This window comes from Psychrobacter sp. PP-21, from assembly GCF_033790785.1.
GTDB lineage: Bacteria > Pseudomonadota > Gammaproteobacteria > Pseudomonadales > Moraxellaceae > Psychrobacter.
Genome location: NZ_JAMYEB010000001.1, coordinates 602902 through 621375 on the forward strand (window position 1 = coordinate 602902; position 18474 = coordinate 621375).

At 43.4% G+C, this 18474-nt stretch carries 19 protein-coding genes; 9 read left to right on the forward strand and 10 right to left on the reverse strand.

Annotated elements, in window-relative coordinates:
* The first annotated feature begins 529 nt into the window (after positions 1–529).
* The 5 genes from NJD71_RS02470 (at position 530) to NJD71_RS02490 (ending at position 5967) form a co-directional block, all read left to right on the forward strand.
* Positions 530–2425, forward strand: a complete 1896-nt coding sequence (locus NJD71_RS02470) for an AmpG family muropeptide MFS transporter (protein ID WP_319050340.1) — start codon at positions 530–532, stop codon at positions 2423–2425.
* Between the two features lie 44 nt (positions 2426–2469).
* A complete protein-coding gene (gene prmC / locus NJD71_RS02475; protein ID WP_319050341.1) occupies positions 2470–3342 on the forward strand; it encodes a peptide chain release factor N(5)-glutamine methyltransferase in 873 nt (290 codons plus the stop codon).
* Positions 3343–3388: 46 nt separating this feature from the next.
* Positions 3389–4180, forward strand: a complete 792-nt coding sequence (locus NJD71_RS02480) for a HesA/MoeB/ThiF family protein (protein WP_319050342.1) — start codon at positions 3389–3391, stop codon at positions 4178–4180.
* 84 nt (positions 4181–4264) lie between these two features.
* A complete protein-coding gene (locus NJD71_RS02485) occupies positions 4265–5608 on the forward strand; it encodes an ABC1 kinase family protein (RefSeq protein ID WP_319050343.1) in 1344 nt (447 codons plus the stop codon).
* 164 nt (positions 5609–5772) lie between these two features.
* Entirely contained in the window at positions 5773–5967 is a 195-nt protein-coding gene (locus tag NJD71_RS02490; protein WP_319050344.1) for a hypothetical protein, read from the forward strand.
* Here NJD71_RS02490 and NJD71_RS02495 read toward each other — a convergent pair.
* On the reverse strand, positions 5935–6423 hold the full coding sequence (locus NJD71_RS02495) for an Lrp/AsnC family transcriptional regulator (RefSeq protein ID WP_319050345.1): 489 nt from the start codon (positions 6421–6423) through the stop codon (positions 5935–5937). The two genes, NJD71_RS02490 and NJD71_RS02495, sit on opposite strands and share 33 nt — an antisense overlap.
* 220 nt (positions 6424–6643) lie before the next feature.
* Here NJD71_RS02495 and leuA point away from each other — a divergent pair, with 220 nt between their 5' ends.
* Together leuA and NJD71_RS02505 are read left to right on the forward strand one after the other, a co-directional pair.
* Positions 6644–8428: a 2-isopropylmalate synthase gene (gene leuA / locus NJD71_RS02500; protein WP_319050346.1), complete on the forward strand. Its 1785-nt coding sequence runs from the start codon at positions 6644–6646 to the stop codon at positions 8426–8428.
* A gap of 312 nt (positions 8429–8740) precedes the next feature.
* Positions 8741–9358: a hypothetical protein gene (locus NJD71_RS02505; RefSeq protein ID WP_319050347.1), complete on the forward strand. Its 618-nt coding sequence runs from the start codon at positions 8741–8743 to the stop codon at positions 9356–9358.
* 192 nt (positions 9359–9550) lie between these two features.
* Here the strand turns inward: NJD71_RS02505 and accC are convergent, their stop codons facing one another.
* The 4 genes from accC to NJD71_RS02525 form a co-directional block, all read right to left on the reverse strand.
* Positions 9551–10912, reverse strand: a complete 1362-nt coding sequence (accC, locus tag NJD71_RS02510) for an acetyl-CoA carboxylase biotin carboxylase subunit (RefSeq protein WP_319050348.1) — start codon at positions 10910–10912, stop codon at positions 9551–9553.
* 122 nt (positions 10913–11034) lie between these two features.
* Entirely contained in the window at positions 11035–11466 is a 432-nt protein-coding gene (gene accB, locus NJD71_RS02515) for an acetyl-CoA carboxylase biotin carboxyl carrier protein (RefSeq protein ID WP_319050349.1), read from the reverse strand.
* 239 nt (positions 11467–11705) lie between these two features.
* A complete protein-coding gene (locus NJD71_RS02520) occupies positions 11706–13073 on the reverse strand; it encodes an MATE family efflux transporter (RefSeq protein WP_319050438.1) in 1368 nt (455 codons plus the stop codon).
* A gap of 407 nt (positions 13074–13480) precedes the next feature.
* The gene (locus NJD71_RS02525) at positions 13481–13975 is read right to left on the reverse strand and encodes an EVE domain-containing protein (RefSeq protein WP_319050350.1); all 495 of its coding nucleotides are present in this window, start codon (positions 13973–13975) and stop codon (positions 13481–13483) included.
* Positions 13976–14290: 315 nt separating this feature from the next.
* Here NJD71_RS02525 and hemW point away from each other — a divergent pair, with 315 nt between their 5' ends.
* Positions 14291–15592 carry a radical SAM family heme chaperone HemW gene (hemW, locus tag NJD71_RS02530; RefSeq protein WP_319050439.1) on the forward strand — a complete coding sequence of 434 codons (1302 nt, stop codon included), beginning with the start codon at positions 14291–14293 and terminating at the stop codon, positions 15590–15592.
* A 72-nt stretch (positions 15593–15664) separates the two neighbouring features.
* Here the strand turns inward: hemW and NJD71_RS02535 are convergent, their stop codons facing one another.
* Positions 15665–15805 (reverse strand): entericidin A/B family lipoprotein, encoded by a 141-nt coding sequence (locus NJD71_RS02535; protein WP_057759705.1) that lies wholly within the window; start codon positions 15803–15805, stop codon positions 15665–15667.
* 261 nt (positions 15806–16066) lie between these two features.
* Here NJD71_RS02535 and NJD71_RS02540 point away from each other — a divergent pair, with 261 nt between their 5' ends.
* Positions 16067–16627, forward strand: coding sequence for a tRNA (cytidine(34)-2'-O)-methyltransferase (locus tag NJD71_RS02540; protein ID WP_319050351.1), 561 nt, complete (start codon positions 16067–16069; stop codon positions 16625–16627).
* Between the two features lie 87 nt (positions 16628–16714).
* Here NJD71_RS02540 and NJD71_RS02545 read toward each other — a convergent pair whose 3' ends face one another.
* Genes NJD71_RS02545 through tusD form a run of 4 tightly spaced genes read right to left on the reverse strand, consistent with a single transcriptional unit; the run spans position 16715 to position 18286 of the window.
* Entirely contained in the window at positions 16715–17041 is a 327-nt protein-coding gene (locus NJD71_RS02545; protein WP_319050440.1) for a TusE/DsrC/DsvC family sulfur relay protein, read from the reverse strand.
* 32 nt (positions 17042–17073) lie between these two features.
* The gene (locus NJD71_RS02550; protein ID WP_319050352.1) at positions 17074–17403 is read right to left on the reverse strand and encodes a hypothetical protein; all 330 of its coding nucleotides are present in this window, start codon (positions 17401–17403) and stop codon (positions 17074–17076) included.
* A 48-nt stretch (positions 17404–17451) separates the two neighbouring features.
* Positions 17452–17775 carry a hypothetical protein gene (locus NJD71_RS02555; protein ID WP_319050353.1) on the reverse strand — a complete coding sequence of 108 codons (324 nt, stop codon included), beginning with the start codon at positions 17773–17775 and terminating at the stop codon, positions 17452–17454.
* 52 nt (positions 17776–17827) lie between these two features.
* Positions 17828–18286 carry a sulfurtransferase complex subunit TusD gene (gene tusD, locus NJD71_RS02560; protein ID WP_319050354.1) on the reverse strand — a complete coding sequence of 153 codons (459 nt, stop codon included), beginning with the start codon at positions 18284–18286 and terminating at the stop codon, positions 17828–17830.
* Positions 18287–18474 lie beyond the last annotated feature (188 nt).

Here is an 18474-nt window from a genome sequence, read left to right on the forward strand (position 1 = left end):
AAATTATTAATCATAAAAAGCTTGATGTTTTGTTTATCTAAATCGTCGTTAACGCCTGTACTCGTTATCGCTAGTTGAGAATAAACCAATAGATTACGCTCAATCAATCAGATCTATTTCAATTTTATAGCTACCTTTATATTACCTATATGTCATGACGTTGTCAGGTATGGCTTAAGAGAAACTGTAGTAAGAAAAATAAGGGTTAATTTAACCTTAGAGAAATATTGTTATAATCTGCGTGACTACTACGAAACATAAGCTATCGTACAATCAGTATAGTCAGTATAGTCAGTATAGTCAGTATAGTCAGTGAGTTAGTGCAAAAACATCTAGTCAAGGTGAAGGTTCTCAAGTACCATAACTGGATTTTGTTGTTATATCTATATTGGTACAACTTTATATTGGTACAACGTCGAGCAGTTTCTATCGATTCTTTTTTATCGCTACTTTGCTGAGTAACTGACTTTAAAGAATGATAAGAATTGTGTGCAGTTGTGTTCCTTGTCTCAATTGTTGGTGAGTTATTATGTCTGCTGTCAAATCTGTGCCGCCCAATCAACCAATTGCCAAAAAATCATGGGGCGAGGCGACAAAAGCCTATCTAGACCCTCGTGTGATTATCATGTTGTTTTTGGGTTTTTCAGCGGGTATCCCTATTCTGCTTATTTTCTCAAGCTTATCATTATGGCTCAGAGAAGCAGGAATTGATCGTAGCGTCGTTACCATGTTTAGTTGGGCGGCATTAGGATATTCATTTAAGTTTATTTGGGCGCCATTAATCGATGCGCTACCTGTACCGTTTTTGACAAAATGGCTCGGTCGCCGCCGTAGTTGGATGGTGGTATCACAGCTGCTCATTGTGCTGGCCATCGTTCTAATGGCAAGGGTAAACCCTGTCAGTGAAGATGTTTTGGTTTATATGGCAGGTGCTGCGGTGTTGCTTGGCTTCTCTTCTGCGACGCAAGATATCGTGATTGACGCCTACCGTATCGAGCTTGCACCGCCGTCTATGCAGTCTATTTTGTCTTCTATTTATGTGTCAGGTTACCGTATTGGTATGATCGTTGCTGGGGCAGGCGCGTTGTATTTGGCGGACTATTTTGGCTCAAATGAGACTTTTTACAGTTACGAGGCATGGCGCAATACCTATTATATCATGGCAGGGGTCATGACTTTAGGGGTCTTGACGACATTTGCCAGTTATGAGCCGACGGCTGACGTTTTACAAAACAACAAGCAAAAAGGCAATTTAAAAGTATTTCTTATTTATTCAGCGTTACTGCTGATACCAGGGCTGCTATTCGGCTTTATTTACCTAATTAATATCTTAATCAATACAGTATTTGATAGCACAGTGGCATTGATACCGCTAATGATAATGCCGGCTATCAAGTTTTACTTTTTGGCTTTGGTTGCTTGTGCCCCATTATTACTACTGTACTTCATCGTCAACCAACCCAAAATCATCAACAAAGCCCCACTGGTCGCTGAGACTCGTGAGGATTACGTCAGACTGGTGGCGTTGTTTGTGTTTTCAGTGATTGCCTTTATCGCTGCTTACATAGTGATGGGACAAGTCCTACCAGAATTTGAAGGCGCATTTTCTAGCTTCTTTGTAGAAACTTTCCATTTACTGGTGAGTTTAGGGGCGGCGATGGTAGCAGGCTACGCATTGGTACAAGTAGGATTAGTCAAAAAAGAAGTAGCCATGGCAACATGGATTGAGCCTGTTTTAGACTTCTTCCGTCGTTATGGCAAAAAAGCCCTGTTGCTGCTGGCGTTAATTGGTCTGTATCGTATATCTGATATCGTAGCCGGCGTGATCTCAAACGTCTTTTATCAAGACATGGGCTTTAGCAAAACGGACATTGCGAATGCTGTGAAGCTTGTCGGTGTGATTATGGCGATTGGAGGTGGGTTTTTGGGCGGGATTTTAGCTCAGCGCTTCCGTATTATGCACGCTATGATGATTGGTGCTATTTTAGCCTGTGCGACCAATTTGTTATTTGTACTATTGACGTATAATCCAGGCAGCTTACCATTCATGTATTTGGCGGTCATTTTTGATAACTTAGCTGCAGGACTGGCAAGCGCTGTATTTATTGCCTTCTTGTCGGCACTGACTTCTATTCGATTTACTGCCGTACAGTATGCTATTTTTTCTTCCCTGATGACGCTCATACCTAAGGTCATGGGTGGATACTCAGGTGCTATCGTCGATAATATGGGCTACCCGTTCTTCTTTATCTTTACCTTTGCGATTGGTATTCCTATCTTGGCACTGATTTATTTCGTTGATAAACATATTGTCATTGGTGATAACGATGACATTTATGGCGACGATGATGGCAGCGGTGATAAGTTAGCCAAGGCAAACCCAAACTTGACTGATACCAAAGAGCCACCGCGCGCATCAGAGTAGTTTAGGCCCTTTACTGATCTTTCTATTATTTTTAAGAGTGACTTATGTCAGCATCAACCATCGGTCAAATTAAGCAACACATTGGACAACTGACGAATGATAATACGAGCAACCGGCTGCCGTCGTTTTGGCTAACGGACTGGTTGTTACATGTCACTGATAAGCCCGCGATAGCGTTGATGACGGATGAAGATTACCAATTGAGTGACAGCGAGCTTGCACAGTTCAGTGATGGTGTGAATAAGATGCAGCAAGGCATACCGCTTGCGTACTTGACTGGGCAGCAAGAATTTTGGTCACTTAATTTTAATGTCAATGAGCATACTCTGATTCCTAGACCGGATACCGAGGTATTGGTCGAGCAGGTACTACAGTGGATCAATGCTCAGCCGACATGTATTAATAATAAGCGTTTGCTAGATTTGGGGACGGGTTCAGGTTGTATCGCTATCAGTCTTGCTCATGAACTTAAGCACGCTAACTGGCAAGTTGTTGCGGTCGATTTATCGCTCGACGCGCTGAAGGTTGCTCAGCATAATGCTGTGAGCAATGACGTTGCTGATATTGAGTTCGTCCAAAGCAGTTGGTATCAGGCACTCGCTACTGGTGCTGAACAGCAGTTTGATGTGATTGTCTCTAATCCACCATATATCGATGAGACAGATGAGCATTTGGCTGCGTTAAAGGCAGAGCCGATAAGCGCACTGAGTGCGCCCAATCATGGCTTGGCGGATATTGAGTATATTATCCAGCAGGCACGGACATACCTATGTACAGATGGATTATTGGCTATCGAACATGGCTATGATCAAGGTATTGCCGTTCGACAGTTGTTTTTGGATAATGGTTTTGGTTCGGTGCATACGGTACAAGATTATGGTGGCAATGATCGTGTCACGCTAGGGCACGTTCAATAGACAAGTTTTATGAGTGGACTTTTTTGATTATAGGTTGTAGATAAATATGGTAGAAGAGGTGGTACCACTATCCGATGATGAGCTGCTCCGTTATGCTCGGCACGTTTTATTAGACGGTTGGGATATGGATGCTCAGCTGCGACTAAAATCAGCACGCGTGGTGATTATAGGGGCAGGCGGTCTTGGATGCCCAGCGTCTGAGACACTGGTACGTGCAGGGGTAGGCTATGTTCATCTGATTGACGATGATGAGATTGAGGCGAGTAACCTACAACGACAAACGTTGTTTTTGCCAGAAGACATTGGTAAATCTAAAGCACTGAGTGCAGCTGCCATGTTAGCGCGCATTAATCCTCTGATACAAGCTCACGGGACAGTCGCACGTCTAGATGAAAACAATGCTTATGAGCTGCTAGGGATGGCAACAAACAAGCCTGATTTACTCTTAGACTGTACGGATAATTTTACTACGCGTGATAGTATCAACCGTATCAGCGTGCGCTATAAAATCCCGCTGTTATCAGCTTCAGCAATTGCAATGCAAGGACAGTTGGCGTTGTTTGAGCCTCAGCTCGATACAGGCTGCTACCACTGCGTGTTTGGCTCGGTTGTGCGCGATGATGCCGCTGATGAACGTACCTGTGCCAATTCGGGTGTGCTCGCTAGTACTACAGCCGTCATGGGTAATCTGCAAGCCAATGCCGCCTTACAGTATTTGGGATTAACCAAAAATCCACTGACAAATAAGCTGCTCATATGGGATGGTAGTCAAATGCAGCAGCGGCTGATGGGTTATAGAAAAGACCCCCAATGCCCTGTCTGTAGCAGTGTTAATTAATATGCTAGTGCTGTAACCCTTTATAAATACTTTTATCATATTATCTATTTTCAAACATCCTTCTTATTACCATAGTTGTTTCTTATGAAAATTCATCGTCCGCATTTATTAAAACATACCTTTAATGTCGTCAACCGTGTTCGCCAGACAGCGAGTGTGGCAGGTCTGTCTGCGCTGAGAGTAGCAAAAGGGGAAAAACCTGACGCGATGCTCCTCAAAGAAACCTTTGAGCAACTCGGCACTACTTATATTAAGATTGGTCAGTTTATTGCCAGTACACCGTCGCTGTTTCCACGAGAGTATGTCAAGGCATTCCAGAGCTGTCTAGATCAGACCACGCCATTGTCTTATGCTTATATTGAGCAAGTACTAAAAGAAGAACTAGCGACTGAGGGTATGACCCTTGATGACACGTTTGCACATATTGACTCAGAGCCGCTCGCATCAGCTTCTATTGCCCAAGTGCATGCAGCACGGTTGCATAACGGTGATGAAGTGGTGCTAAAAGTGCAAAAACCTGGTGTCGAAACCATTATGCAGACCGATTTGGGTGTCTTGCATGGCGTGACTAAACTGCTGGAAATTGTAATGCCGTCGATGAAATTTGCCAGCATCGCACCGATCATCGATGAGATTCGTCTGCGTATGCTTGCCGAAACTGACTTTATCGCTGAAGCACAAAATATCCGCGATTTTCAGCAGTTCTTAGCGGTGTCAGGTAATACGCGCGTAGTGGCGCCGCAAGTATACGAAGCGTTGACGACTAAGCGTGTGCTCACAATGAGCCGACTATATGGCGTCTCGATGGTCGATGAGTCGCTCATGCGTCAGTACTGTAGCGATCCTGCGCAAGTGATGGCAGATACTCTAAACACATGGTTTGCCAGTCTCATGCTGTGCAACAGTTTCCATGCTGACTTACATGCTGGTAATTTGATGCTATTGACCGACGGCCGTATTGGTTTTTTAGACTTTGGTATCGTTGGTAAACTAAAAGCTGAGAGCTGGCGCGCGTGCATGGGTATGATGCAAGCGATGCAAGACAATGACTATCAAGCGATGGCCCGTCATATGATTGATATGGAAATGACGCATGGCGACAACAAAGTCGATGTGGCTGCATTGGGCAATGATTTACAGCGCATGATGACAACCATCATGGCAGAAGATAAGGCGTTTACCAGTGGCGTGCCTTTCAACAGCAAAGAACAAGCAGACGAGCTGAATCAAATGATGCTTGAGATCGTCGAAGTGGGTAAGCGTCATGGTATCCATTTCCCGCGTGATTTTGCTTTACTGACCAAACAGATGCTATATTTTGATCGGTTTATGCGTACGTTAGCCCCTGATATGGATATGTTCAGTGATCAACGTGTACAGATGCTAGGACAAGATGAGACAGAAATGCCAACGCTAAACGTCTCGTAAATGTTGATTCGATTAGTAAATCATAGGTTTGTCATTTTTGCTATTGATGAGTGCCTGAATATCTGGTTTGATGGGACATTTGGGCTACATGGTAATGTCGCTATTGTAAGGTTGAGATTTTTGTAATTAATTTCTGTCGGCAGGGTAGCGATGATACTCACATTGTGTCAAATGCCACTGCTGCCCACTCTGACTTAGTGATTGCATTAGTGACGCTGTTCTATGCACTAGGGCAGTTTTTTGGCTTATTGGTCACAGCCTTGCTGGCAGGGCAGGATAATAATGCTAACACCCCGTCGTCCTACACTACCAGTGGCTTAGATCCTCTAAACCACGCTCCGACTAAACACTTCTCGTAACTCAAAGCTGGTATGTACTTGGGCAACGCCTTCGATACGATTGAGTCGATGTAACAAAAACTCCTCGTAATGCGCCATATCGCGTACCCTCACTTTGATTAGATAGTCCTCTGTGCGTCCTGTGACAATACTACAGCTAATAACTTCCTCAAAACTTTGAACTTTGCGCTCAAACTGTTCGAAACGCTCAGCTGTATGACGGTCCATACTGATAGCGATAAACACAGCAAGTGGATAACCGAGTTTTTGTGCATCGGTCTTGGTTTGATATCCTGTGATAACATTTGCATCTTCTAAGCGTTTGATTCGCCGCGCGCAGGGCGTGGCAGATAGATTAACGCGCTCAGCAAGTTCAGTCACACTCATGCGGGCTTGTGTCTGTAATAAGCGCAGTAGTTGCCTATCGATCTCATCTATATCTGCTATTACTGTATTCTCGATCTGATGGTCTGGCATTTTTATCGTCTCAATAGTGAATTAACTCGATTATAGAGCCTAATATAGTATTATCCACTAAAATAACAATAAATAGAGTGAAAAAAAGCAGGTTTCTGAGCATCAAACTTTGCTATTATTGTGATATAAACACTAGCTATCTCGTATGATAAGTATTGATCTAACCAGCAGCTAATCGCCCACTAAATATACAAATAACGTTACCGTCTAAGGATTGATTATGTCTGACCAAGCCACTCGCACTGCAGTCTCAGGGACTGCAAAGATCACACCAAAAAGTGCCGCTTTTGACTTTCGTAAATACCGTCCATTTGCATTTGCACCCTCGTTGCCAGATCGGACGTGGCCGAGCAAAACAATCGAAAAGTCACCGATATGGGCAAGCGTAGATCTGCGTGATGGTAACCAAGCATTGATTGACCCGATGACTATTGAACAAAAAATGCGTTTCTTTAAGACGCTAGTCGATGTTGGTTTTAAAGAAATTGAGATTGGCTTTCCATCAGCGGCACAGGTTGAGTTTGACTTTGCTCGTAAGCTCATTGAAGAAAACCATGTACCTGATGATGTGACACTGCAAGTATTGGTACAAGCGCGCGAGCATTTGATTGCCCGTACCTTTGAATCATTGAAAGGCGCAAAACGCGCAGTCGTTCATGTTTATAACTCAACCAGTCGTGTACAACGCGAAAAAGTCTATGGCAAAGACAAAGCTGAAATCAAAGAGATTGCTATCGCTGGTGCCAAGCTACTACAAGAATATGCGGCAAAATACCCTGAGACGGATTGGGTATTTCAATACTCTCCTGAGAGTTTTAGCCAGACAGAGACTGAGTATGCTGTAGAAGTCTGCGACGCAGTTTGTGATGTGTGGCAGCCGCAGAACGGTCAAGAAGTTATTTTTAACTTACCAGCGACTGTTGAGGCATCTATGCCCAATGTCTTTGCTGACCAAGTCGAGTACTTCTGTCGTCATCTTGCCCAGCGTGAGCATGTCATTATTAGTTTGCATACGCACAACGATCGCGGATGTGCAGTAGCGGCAGCTGAATTGGGTGTACTTGCAGGCGCTGATCGTATCGAGGGTACTCTGCTTGGCAATGGCGAGCGTACCGGTAATATGGACATCATGGTCATGGCTATGAACTTGTTTAGCCAAGGTATCGATCCTGATCTTGACTTTAGCAACATGAGTGAAATCGTACAAGTCGTGAGCGAGTGCAATAATTTACCGTTGCATCCACGTCACCCTTATGTAGGCGAGTTGGTCTTTACGGCATTTAGTGGCTCACACCAAGATGCCATCAAAAAGTCTCTCGATTATAATGAAAACCATCAAAATGAGACGGATAACGTTTGGGATGTGGCTTACTTGCCAATCGATCCTGCACATATTGGTCGTAGCTACCAAGATGTGGTGCGCATCAATAGTCAATCAGGAAAAGGTGGCGTTGCTTATATTCTACAGCGCAATTATGGCTTTAATTTACCGCGCTGGATGCAGATTGACTTTAGTCGCGTGGTACAAAAGCAGGCTGAAGCGGTTGCCCGCGAATTGCAAAACGATGAAATCCTACAGACCTTTGAAGATACTTACTTACAGCAAGGTAAGTTTGAGCTATTAGACTATAGTGTCAATAACAAAGGCGGCGAGGTGTATTTTAGTGGTCAGGTACAGATGAACAGTGACACTATTGATATTGATGGTACTGGTAACGGCCCATTATCATCGTTTATTGATGGTCTTGCACAGCATACGGGTAAGTCTTTGCATATCATTAACTATGCTGAGCATGCGATTAACCCGCACCATAACAGCGGTAATGGCATCGATGACGATACCAACAGTGACAACAAGACTAATGCCAATGCTGCTGCCTATATTCAGCTAAATGTAGATGGTGAAGTATACTCTGGTATCGGTACATGTAGTAGCACGGTATCAGCGATGCTCAAAGGGGCGCTGTCAGCTTTTGCTCAAGCATTGAGTACAGAGGTAGCCTAATACTAAAAAGTGTACTAAACAGCAATCACTGAGTAGTCCGGTGACCTGCGCTGATCTTAACTTCATAAATATATAGCGCCATAGCTCCTTGTGCCTAACAAGAAAAGTTATGGCGTTATTTTTTGGGTAAAAAGAAGACTGAGCGTTGGTCAATGTTCTATCTTCTTATGGATATAGCCTACGGTTATGCAGATATTTTTGAATACTTTTTATATATGATGCTGCGACTAATAGCATAATGTTACTTGTGTTTTTGGTGCCTACGACTTACGCTAATGTATATATTAAAACATTATAAATAAAAGGTTAACCATGGAACCTACCTCATTTGCTTCGTTTACATTGGCATCTATTCTAGCTTCATTACCTGCAAATGGTGAAGCGGTTACTGAGCCGACAATCACTACTCATATCAGTCCCGCTATTGCAGGACAGTGGGAAATTGATTTGGATAGTCCTGTCACTATGACCAAAGAGGCGAGGGCTGAGCAAGCGGTTGTGAGTGAGCAAAAACCCAGCAGCGTAGAGCCTAAAGTGATGGCTGGGATAGATGGCGGTATACTGACCCAAAACGAAGAGCGAGTTTTAAAGATTCCGCCAACTACCAGCAATAACCTCATTAGTTCAGCAAATAAGTCTGCGCAGTGCCGCGAGTTGTACAATTTTGGTGCTGATAACGAGATGCGAGCGTCGAGTGGCAAGGAGTGGACCTATGGTCGTTACTTGATCACTCATCGCGAAGAAGGTCTGCCTATTATCGCGATCAAGACCGTCTATGACAATAACGAGGTAGACTGCTCGGGCAATCAGATAGACCAGACTGATGAAGCATTGATTGCCTTTATCAATCATGATGGCAATCAGATGCAGTGGTGCGCTGACCCTGATGGAAAAGAATGCTTTATGAACTTCAATAGAGTTTTACCATAGGAAGTGGTATCAATAGTATATTGTCTATCATATAGAATACTAATCGTCCTGTTCTAATACGAAAAAGCCGCTATCGATATAGCGGCTTTTTCGTATTAAGTTTCTAATAAGTCTGGTTTAGAGATTAATAATAAGCAGATTAAAGTCTTTAACTATCAATCCTCTAATTGTAATAACTCTAATTACTGTAATTTATGATTCTTTTTTAGTTTTGTCCGCACTCAACATCTCTCTTTCAAGATAGTGAATGTTTTGTGCTTCTTGAACAAACTGATCATCCGCCAAAATCACATCACGATGAAGTGGGATATTGGTCTTGATACCTTCGATGATTAATTCATCAAGGGCATGTACTGTCTTAGCGATAGCTTGCTGACGCGTTTGACCGTGACAGATAAGCTTACCAATCAGTGAATCATAATAAGTCGGTATTTCATAACCAGGATATAAATGCGAGTCAAAACGAATACCAGAACCACTTGGTGTGAACAATTGGCTGATAGTACCAGGGCACGGCACAAAGGTCGCTGGATCTTCAGCATTAATACGGCACTCGATCGCATGACCTTGGATTTCAATCTCACTTTGACGATAAGATAGACCATAACCAGCGGCGATTTTGAGCTGCTCAACAACAACATCGATACCAGTAATCATCTCAGTCACGGGATGCTCAACCTGCACTCGAGTGTTCATCTCAATAAAGAAAAACTCGTTGTTTTCAAATAAAAACTCAAACGTACCTGCACCGCGATATTTCACAAGCTCACAGGCTTTCACACAAGCTTTTAGAATTGGTTCGCGTACATCATCTGGGATATCTGGTGCAGGCGCTTCTTCTAGTACTTTTTGGTGACGACGCTGCAATGAGCAGTCACGGTCATACAGATGGATGGCATTACCATTCCCATCACCAAGTACCTGTACTTCTACGTGGCGTGGGTTTTGTAGATAGCGCTCCATATAGACCGTATCATCACCGAACCATAGCTCAGCTTCTTGTTTTGCAGCTTGTACTTGACCAACCAACTCATCAAAGCGCTCAACCACACGCATACCGCGTCCACCGCCACCAGAGGCGGCTTTGATCAGTAATGGAAAACCGATATTACGTGCCTGCTCTTCAGCATTGTGGAGTGTCACAGCGCCAACAGAGCCTGGCACAGTCGGTACGCCTGCTTTTTTCATCGCGTTGATGGCAGAGACTTTATTGCCCATTAAGCGGATGTGATCAGCATTTGGACCAACGAAAGTCAATCCTGCTTCTTCTACTCGTTCAGCAAATTCAGCATTTTCAGACAAAAAACCATAGCCTGGGTGGATAGCATCTGCGCCAGTGATTTCAGCAGCGGTTAAGATGGTATTGATATCCAGATAGCTTTGGTTGGCATTAGGTTTGCCAATACAAATTGCCTCATCAACAAAGCGCAGGTGCATCAAATTGGCGTCAGCGGTAGAGTAGACACCTACTGTTTCAATACCTAGCGCTTTACAAGCTCGAACGATGCGCAGGGCAATCTCACCTCTATTGGCAATGAGCAATTTTTTTATCATGGGTTCATCCTTGTCGAAGCGTCAGTCATTGACCAAGTTTAATATAACACCGTATTATTCAATATTGATACGATGGGTACACCAAAACTCAGCCATTATGAAATAAAGTATGGCAAATATCGTTACGCTTTATAGCGTATGACAGGTTGGCCGAACTGTACGACTTCAGAGTTGTCTACCAAGATTTCATCAATGATACCGCTTTGAGTCGCTTCAAGTGGATTCATGATTTTCATGGCTTCGATAATACCTAAGGTATCACCTGCTTGAACTTTTTGCCCGACTTTTACAAATGGTGGATCATTCGGCGTTGGTGCTGAATAGAACACACCTACCATAGGTGAGCTTTCGACGTTTCCAGCTTTTGCCGCAGGTTTTGCATCAGCAGCTGCCGTTGGGGCAGCGCCAGCAGTTGGGGCTGCCATCATAGCTGGTACAGGCGCATCATAGTGACGAGTCAAACTAATATGTTCATCATCTGAACTGATTTCTAAATTCACCAGTTCACTTTCTTCCATAAGGGCGATGAGGGTGCGTATTTTTTCAATATCCATAGTTTTTATCTGGCCTTGTACTAAATTCGAGAAATAGTGTAACTAAATATTGTCTAATTAGTTGCTAATGATACCTAGATTCAGGTCAATGAGCAATCAATGTACAGTTGTTAACTGAGAATTTTTACATATTTTGACGTAAGCGCTTTGTTTAGCAAGAAATCTTCTACGATTTATCATAGTCTATGTCACTAAGTAGCGCCAGTCATGTTGTGAGATAAGGTGCTCTATCATCGATGTTAGCCCCACAGTGCTGTCAGACGTTTTTGTTGGTAACGTAGACGCAGTGTCAATAGGATAGAGGATAAAAACAGACCAGTTATGAGTGCCATCCAAAACCCCTGTGCACCAACATCAGTGAAACGCACTAAATAAATACCCAGCGGTAATGCAACCAACCAATAGCAAAAGAGCGTCACCCACATCGGTATCGTCGTATCTTGCATACCGCGTAATATGCCAGCGACATTGACCTGCCAGCCATCAAAGAGCTGGTAGGCAAGGGCAAAGATAAGCAGGTGCATAGACTGAGCTCTCACAACGGGGTTATCAGTAAATGCAGCTGCCAATTCTGGCCTAAACAACCATATACCGAGCATGCAAACGACAGCAATAAGGACTGTCCAAATAAGCCCAGTGGCTTGCACTTGGCGTAGTGCCAAGAGATTTTTTTGACCAAATCGATTTGAGATCATGATAGTGAGTGCCATAGCGACGGATATCGGTATCATGAACAGTTGTGAGGTCACGGATAGAGCCACCTGATGCGCTGCTGTCGCAATCTCACCCAATGGGCTAATAACTAGAGCACCCAAACTAAATAAGCTGGCTTCAAAAAAGATAGAGATCCCGATAGGAATACCAAGCTTTAAAAGTTTTTTGATCTGTGTACGATTTGGACGTGTAAACCCATAAAAAAAGCGAGTAGTGGCAAACTCTTTTCGCTTGGTAAAGCCAGTATAAGCGGCTAATAGAAGCACATTTATCCATAATACTAATGCGGTTGCCACACCGCAGCCAGCGCCGCCCATCTCAGGCATGCCAAATAAACCATGAATAAAGATATAGTTGAGCGGTATGTCGGCCATCAGACCAATAATACTAATGACAGTCACAGGCTCAGGTCGACCCAGCGCCTCACAGTAACTGCGCAGTACGGCATAGACTGCTAGTGCAGGGAAACCAAAGGACACGCCATGCAAATACTGTGTTGCGATCGGCTGAATATTCTCAGGTACACCCATGAGACCCAGAACATTGGGTGCCAAATTGACAACAATAAACCCAATAATCCCAATCACCCCTGCGGTCCATAAGGACTGCTGCGTGATATGTGGAACCTGGTCATGCTGGTTTTGACCAACCGCTTCACCAATCAGAGGGGTCGTCGCGATTAATATACCTGTCGCTAACAAAAACAGTGGGAGCCAAATACCAGACCCAACTGCCACTGCTGCCAAATCAAGCGCAGACACCTGGCCTGCCATGATAGCGTCAACAACACCAAGTGCCGCTTGGCAAAACTGAGTGATCAAAATAGGTAGGGCAAGTACGCCTAAACGTAAACTGTAGCTTTTAAAATCTTTGAAAGACAATGGAAAAACCATGGTGAGCAACTTTTTATTCTTTGCGGTAATTGTTATTAAGAGCGTTATTATGAATAAGCCAACACTGCTATGAATCCGAAGAGAGCAATGCATCAAAAATGAAGCAATAGCATGAGCAGAAAAGTCGTGCCGATGATAATACCTCGATAAACGATATGAGCAAACTCATAAAGACCACGCACAGCAATGAAAATCAAGGTCTTAAATAAGGGTTCTAAAATAAAGACACTAAAATAAAAATAACCCGTCGATCCAAGCAGTGGATTGACAGGTCATATATAGATAAGATGGTAAAGAAGCGGCGCTACGATGTCAACGCTTTGAAGGGTCTATATACATATTAATCATAGACGCTTTGTACTTCACTGCTTATCACCGATAAGTGATGTGTTGAATCAATAAATTAATTAATGATTCGTTGTCTGCTCTGGTAATATCTCAAGCGTCTCCGCCATATTCATAATCGCACGCCAGTGCTTGGGTTCTAATGGGATCACTGTTAATTGTTGACAGCCTTTTCTCAGTAGTAAGGAATCTTCGAGCGCAGGCAAAAATTTTAGCTCTGATAAGGGCAACACCTCGGTAAAAGCGTGCTCAAAAGTGAGATCTACCATGTACCAACGCGGCGCTTCTTCGGTCGCAATAGGGTCGTAGTGTCGATGCTCAGGGTGAAACTGGCTAGGGTCAGGATAGCCTGCTTGGCTCACGGTCATAATACCAGCCACACCAGAGGGTTTGGCACTAGAGTGATAAAAGAAAACCTTGTCACCAACTTTCATATCATCGCGCATAAAGTTACGCGCGCGGTAGTTACGAACACCGTCCCAACCGTCGGTGCCCAAGCGCTGCAAATCTTCAATGCCAAAAAATTTAGGGTTGGATTTCATTAACCAATACGCCATATATTTGTCCTCTGAATTTTTTTTATTCTTTAATTCGTTCTTAAAGCTACTAGGGTTAGTTTCTATTAACTCACCCTCAAACATGTTTTAAATCGTGTCTATTCTCAGTAGAGGCTGTTTCTAATAGAGTCTCTATATACTGCCCATAAGTTGTCATGGTGAATAGAGCGTTTATACGTGTTTTTGTTAATAGTTTTATGATAGATAGGCTTTTCTTTATCCCATCTAGTCGCTATCCTAGCGTTACTTTTGATATCGATTATTATTGCTCACTACAAAATAAGTTTATTTATGCCCAAAGTGAATACAGACAGCATGCCAAACGACCTAAATACATTAAGTCTTACTGAAACAACGACGGATACTATCACGGTAGACGTGACTGACATTCCATTGTCTCTTTACATTCACATTCCGTGGTGTGTGAAGAAGTGTCCTTATTGTGATTTTAATTCGCATGAGTTGCCTGTAGACAGTCAGATCTCCATGTATGATGACTATGTCGATGCGTTACTGCTAGATGCCGCAATGCAGCAATCACTGGTGCAAGGTCGCAAAATTTCTTCTATATTTATCGGTGGTGGCACGCCATCTTTGTTACCTATTGCTCAGTATCAGCGATTGTTCTCTGGTCTACGGTCATGTTTTGAGTTTGCAGCAGATATAGAAGTCACGATGGAGGCCAATCCAGGAACCTTAGAACATGCTCCATTTGCGCAGTACCTAGAGGTTGGCATCAATCGGTTGTCTATCGGCGTACAGAGCTTTGCTGCTGACAAGCTGACAGCGCTTGGACGTATCCATGACCCTGTGCAAGCATTGTCAGCAATTAAAGCTGCCAAATCTGCTGGATTTACGCGTGTTAATGTCGATTTGATGCACGGTCTACCACAGCAAACTATGAAAGAAGCTCTTAATGACATTCAAATGGCACACAACGCTGGCGCCACACATATTTCTTGGTATCAATTGACAATTGAGCCCAATACAGTGTTCTATCGCAGTCAGCCGGTCTTACCTGATGAAGACAACTTGGCAGATATTGAACAAGCAGGTCAGTCGCTATTGCAGCAATTAGGCTATAGCAATTATGAAGTGTCGGCATGGGCGGGCGCATCAGACAATCCATGCCGTCATAATATAAACTATTGGCAGTTTGGTGATTATTTAGCAATAGGTGCAGGGGCGCATGGCAAAGTGACGGTTGGTTATAACCTAAACAATGAGCCGTCAACGCAAAGCAATATGCTAGAGACTAACCTAGTAGCAGAAGCAGGTGTTTATCGATTCAGTAAGTCACGTCTGCCGAAGGATTACGTGGGGTCTACAGATATCACTGAGCAGTCTCATATCAAGCAAAGCGCACCCAAAATGGTTGGCTGGCAAGAGATTGATCGTGATGAGCTGGTAAGCGAGTTTATGTTGAATGCGCTGAGGTTGCATGGAGGTGTGGCTTGGTCATTGTTTGAGGAAAGAACGGGGCTGAATCTTGATAGTATCAATGAGCAAGTGGCTGGTTTGATAAAACAAGGGTTGCTGATAGACAGTGATACGCAGTTACAACCGACACTGTTAGGGCAACGCTACCTTAATCAGATACTACGTGCTTTTTTATAAGATAAATAGCCAAAAATAAAAAAGGCTTACCAAAAAATGGTAAGCCCTTAACAAATCTAAAAAAATCAGACCTTAGATTTTATTTTGTACTTCTTGTGCGCCACCAGTGACAGCATCGCCAGCACTTGATACGTCTTGACCAAAGCCTTTGAACGTGTTGCAACCAGTTAGAACGAACATAGCAGTTAAAGATGCGATGATTACTTTTTTCATAATAGTATCCTCAAAGATAAATGGATGGTTATAAATAACAACAGTGATGCAAAGCGGTCTGCTTAAGCGTCACTGAAGGGGTATTGGATGAGACAGTCACACTTAAATGCTATCGCGTTATCCATTACAGACATCATAGAGAAAGTTAAAAGCGCTGCACAGTATCAAAATGTAATTATTGGCAGTAAACTGTAACTTTTAATTACCTGTCGCTCATAAACTTAAATAACAGAGCGTTAACCATTTTTGGAGTAAATAAACATGACCATTCATATCGTGCTGGTTGGCCCAAAGATGCCGAGTAACACAGGCAATATCATTCGCCTGTGTGCCAATAGTGGTGCCCAATTACATTTGGTAAAACCGCTAGGGTTTGAGCTTGATGATAAAAAACTACGTCGCGCAGGACTCGATTATCACGAATATGCGCATCTACAAGTACACAATGACTGGGCAGCAGCGAAGCAGGCGTTACAGACAGCAGACTGCCATGTCATTACCGCGCTGACGACTAAGCTGAGTAAACCCTTTTACGATTATGATTTTGGCGGGCGAGTAGCTACTGAAGAGGCTAATGACGACGTAGTACCTAATATCGCACTGGTATTTGGTTCTGAAACGGCAGGTCTTGCAGATGATATACGTGAAGATATTGGTGCTGATAATTGGTTAAGACTACCCATGCTGGCTGACTCGCGCAGTTTAAATTTATCCAACAGCGTTGCTATCTGCCTGTATGAAATATGGCGACAGCAAGGGTTTTGGGGTGATGAAGGTCGTAGTGTCGGTTATGAGAGTTTGACAGTCTACGACCCAAAGTAGTTACTTTAACGAATAGCGATTTGTCTGATAAGACCGATAGGATTGATTATCCTTGTTTCATAAAAACAGAATAAGCAATGATATGTATTATAGGCAGTTTGGCGGTTTGGGTAGACCCGCTAAGCGGTTGACATGACGTGCAACCAAACCAGTATGAAACAGCTGCTGCAACTTTTGATTGCTAATGTCATGTTCTGGCAAGGTCTTTTGTAGCCATTTTATCAATGGGCGTGTGGCTGGTGCGTGGTTGAACTTGTCAAAAAATGCACGCACTTGCTGCAAAACCTGTAAATGCTCAGCTTTCAAATGAACGTCTAATGTGTCAGCCAGTTGCTGCGCGATGTCAGGTGTCCAAATAGTGTGGTCACATAAGTGACCGTCTTGATCCAATGCAGCCTCAGTGGCTGCTATCATTACGTTGTTGTTGGGCGTGGAGTTGTGATCTGTCATAAGGCAATGGTCACCACTTTATCAAATTGACGGTCCTGAGTCAGATTGACCCATTCAGCGTCTGTTAACACGCCAGTTAGCTTGGTATCTAAATTTAGCTTGCCAGTAGTATTCGCTGTGAGCTGCGCGACATCATCCGTCAATGCATAAATAGCAGCGATGCCATCTATCTCATTATCATTCAAATAAGCACTTAGCCAGTCGATAAAAGCGACCGTCGTACCGAGCAAAACAATGCTGTCGCCATTGTGCCAAGTGCGAGACATCTCTTCAGTGCTACGTCTGAGCGTGTCCATCGTACTGTGTAATTGATATAAAGTCGCCATAAAAGTATCCGATGATGTGTTTTGTTATTTTTCTGATGATATAGTCATTTAAAAAGTTAAAATCTGCTCAAAGTCTTGCGAGCTGATGATCTCTGGTACCAGTGTAAGCTGTGATGCCAGATCTGTCGGTAGCATACCAATGACCCAACCGCTAAAGACATCGTCAGGTAGCCAAGCTGCGGGCATATCGTAAAGATCAAGCGACTGAATCATACCGTGCAAACGGGACTCCGTTTGCATCAACAAACCAAATACAGGCGCATCCAATGATAACTGCACTTCATGCCCAAATGTTGCTAGTGTTAGCGCCAGTGCACAGCCCTCATAACTAGCCGCTTCAGTGGGCGTATGCAACTGAATTAATAATTTCATGTTATATTCCTAAATAGGTTTGTCGCTGTTGACAGTCGTTATCGTAATGCCATCAAAACTGTATCAATCGGCAGTCATCTTGCATCATTAGAGCAAGCTCACTGAGTCCTACTAGCGTAAATCCTGCAGCAAGATTGGCACCCTCTAGCTGATGTCGTGTGCTGTTGTCAGCGTCACTCACACCGCGGCTCAGTGCAGTGCTGACACAAACGGGTAGTGATAATTGATACTGCTCAGCCAACGATTGCCATTCTTTTGTTAAATCTATTTGATCTGCTGACTGCCAACGTAGACGGTTGGCAGTATGAGCTGAATCGCCGTAAAAAAAGACATTGAGCAACGCCCGTTTGGTGTTAGGATTGTCACTATCGTTTATGTCGTTATCGTCAATCCTACTATTCTCAGAATGGTTTGAGGCCTCTCTAAGATAAGCGTGTGCATAACGTAGTGCTAGGTGCGCCAGTGGGTGGGCGGGATCAGCAGTGATGAGCAGTAATGGAGTAGTAGTCATAAGGTGCGGTATCACATATTGTCAATAAGAGTGTTATGAGAATTAGAAGATAGTAGTGAGTGGTTGCGACTGTTTTGTAGACAGCAGTTTGTTTCTTTGATTTGCTTCATTGGTTTATGGTCAGGTATATAGTCTTTAAACACTATTATATCAAAATACTATTTTTATTGGTGAGAAGAGCATTTAGC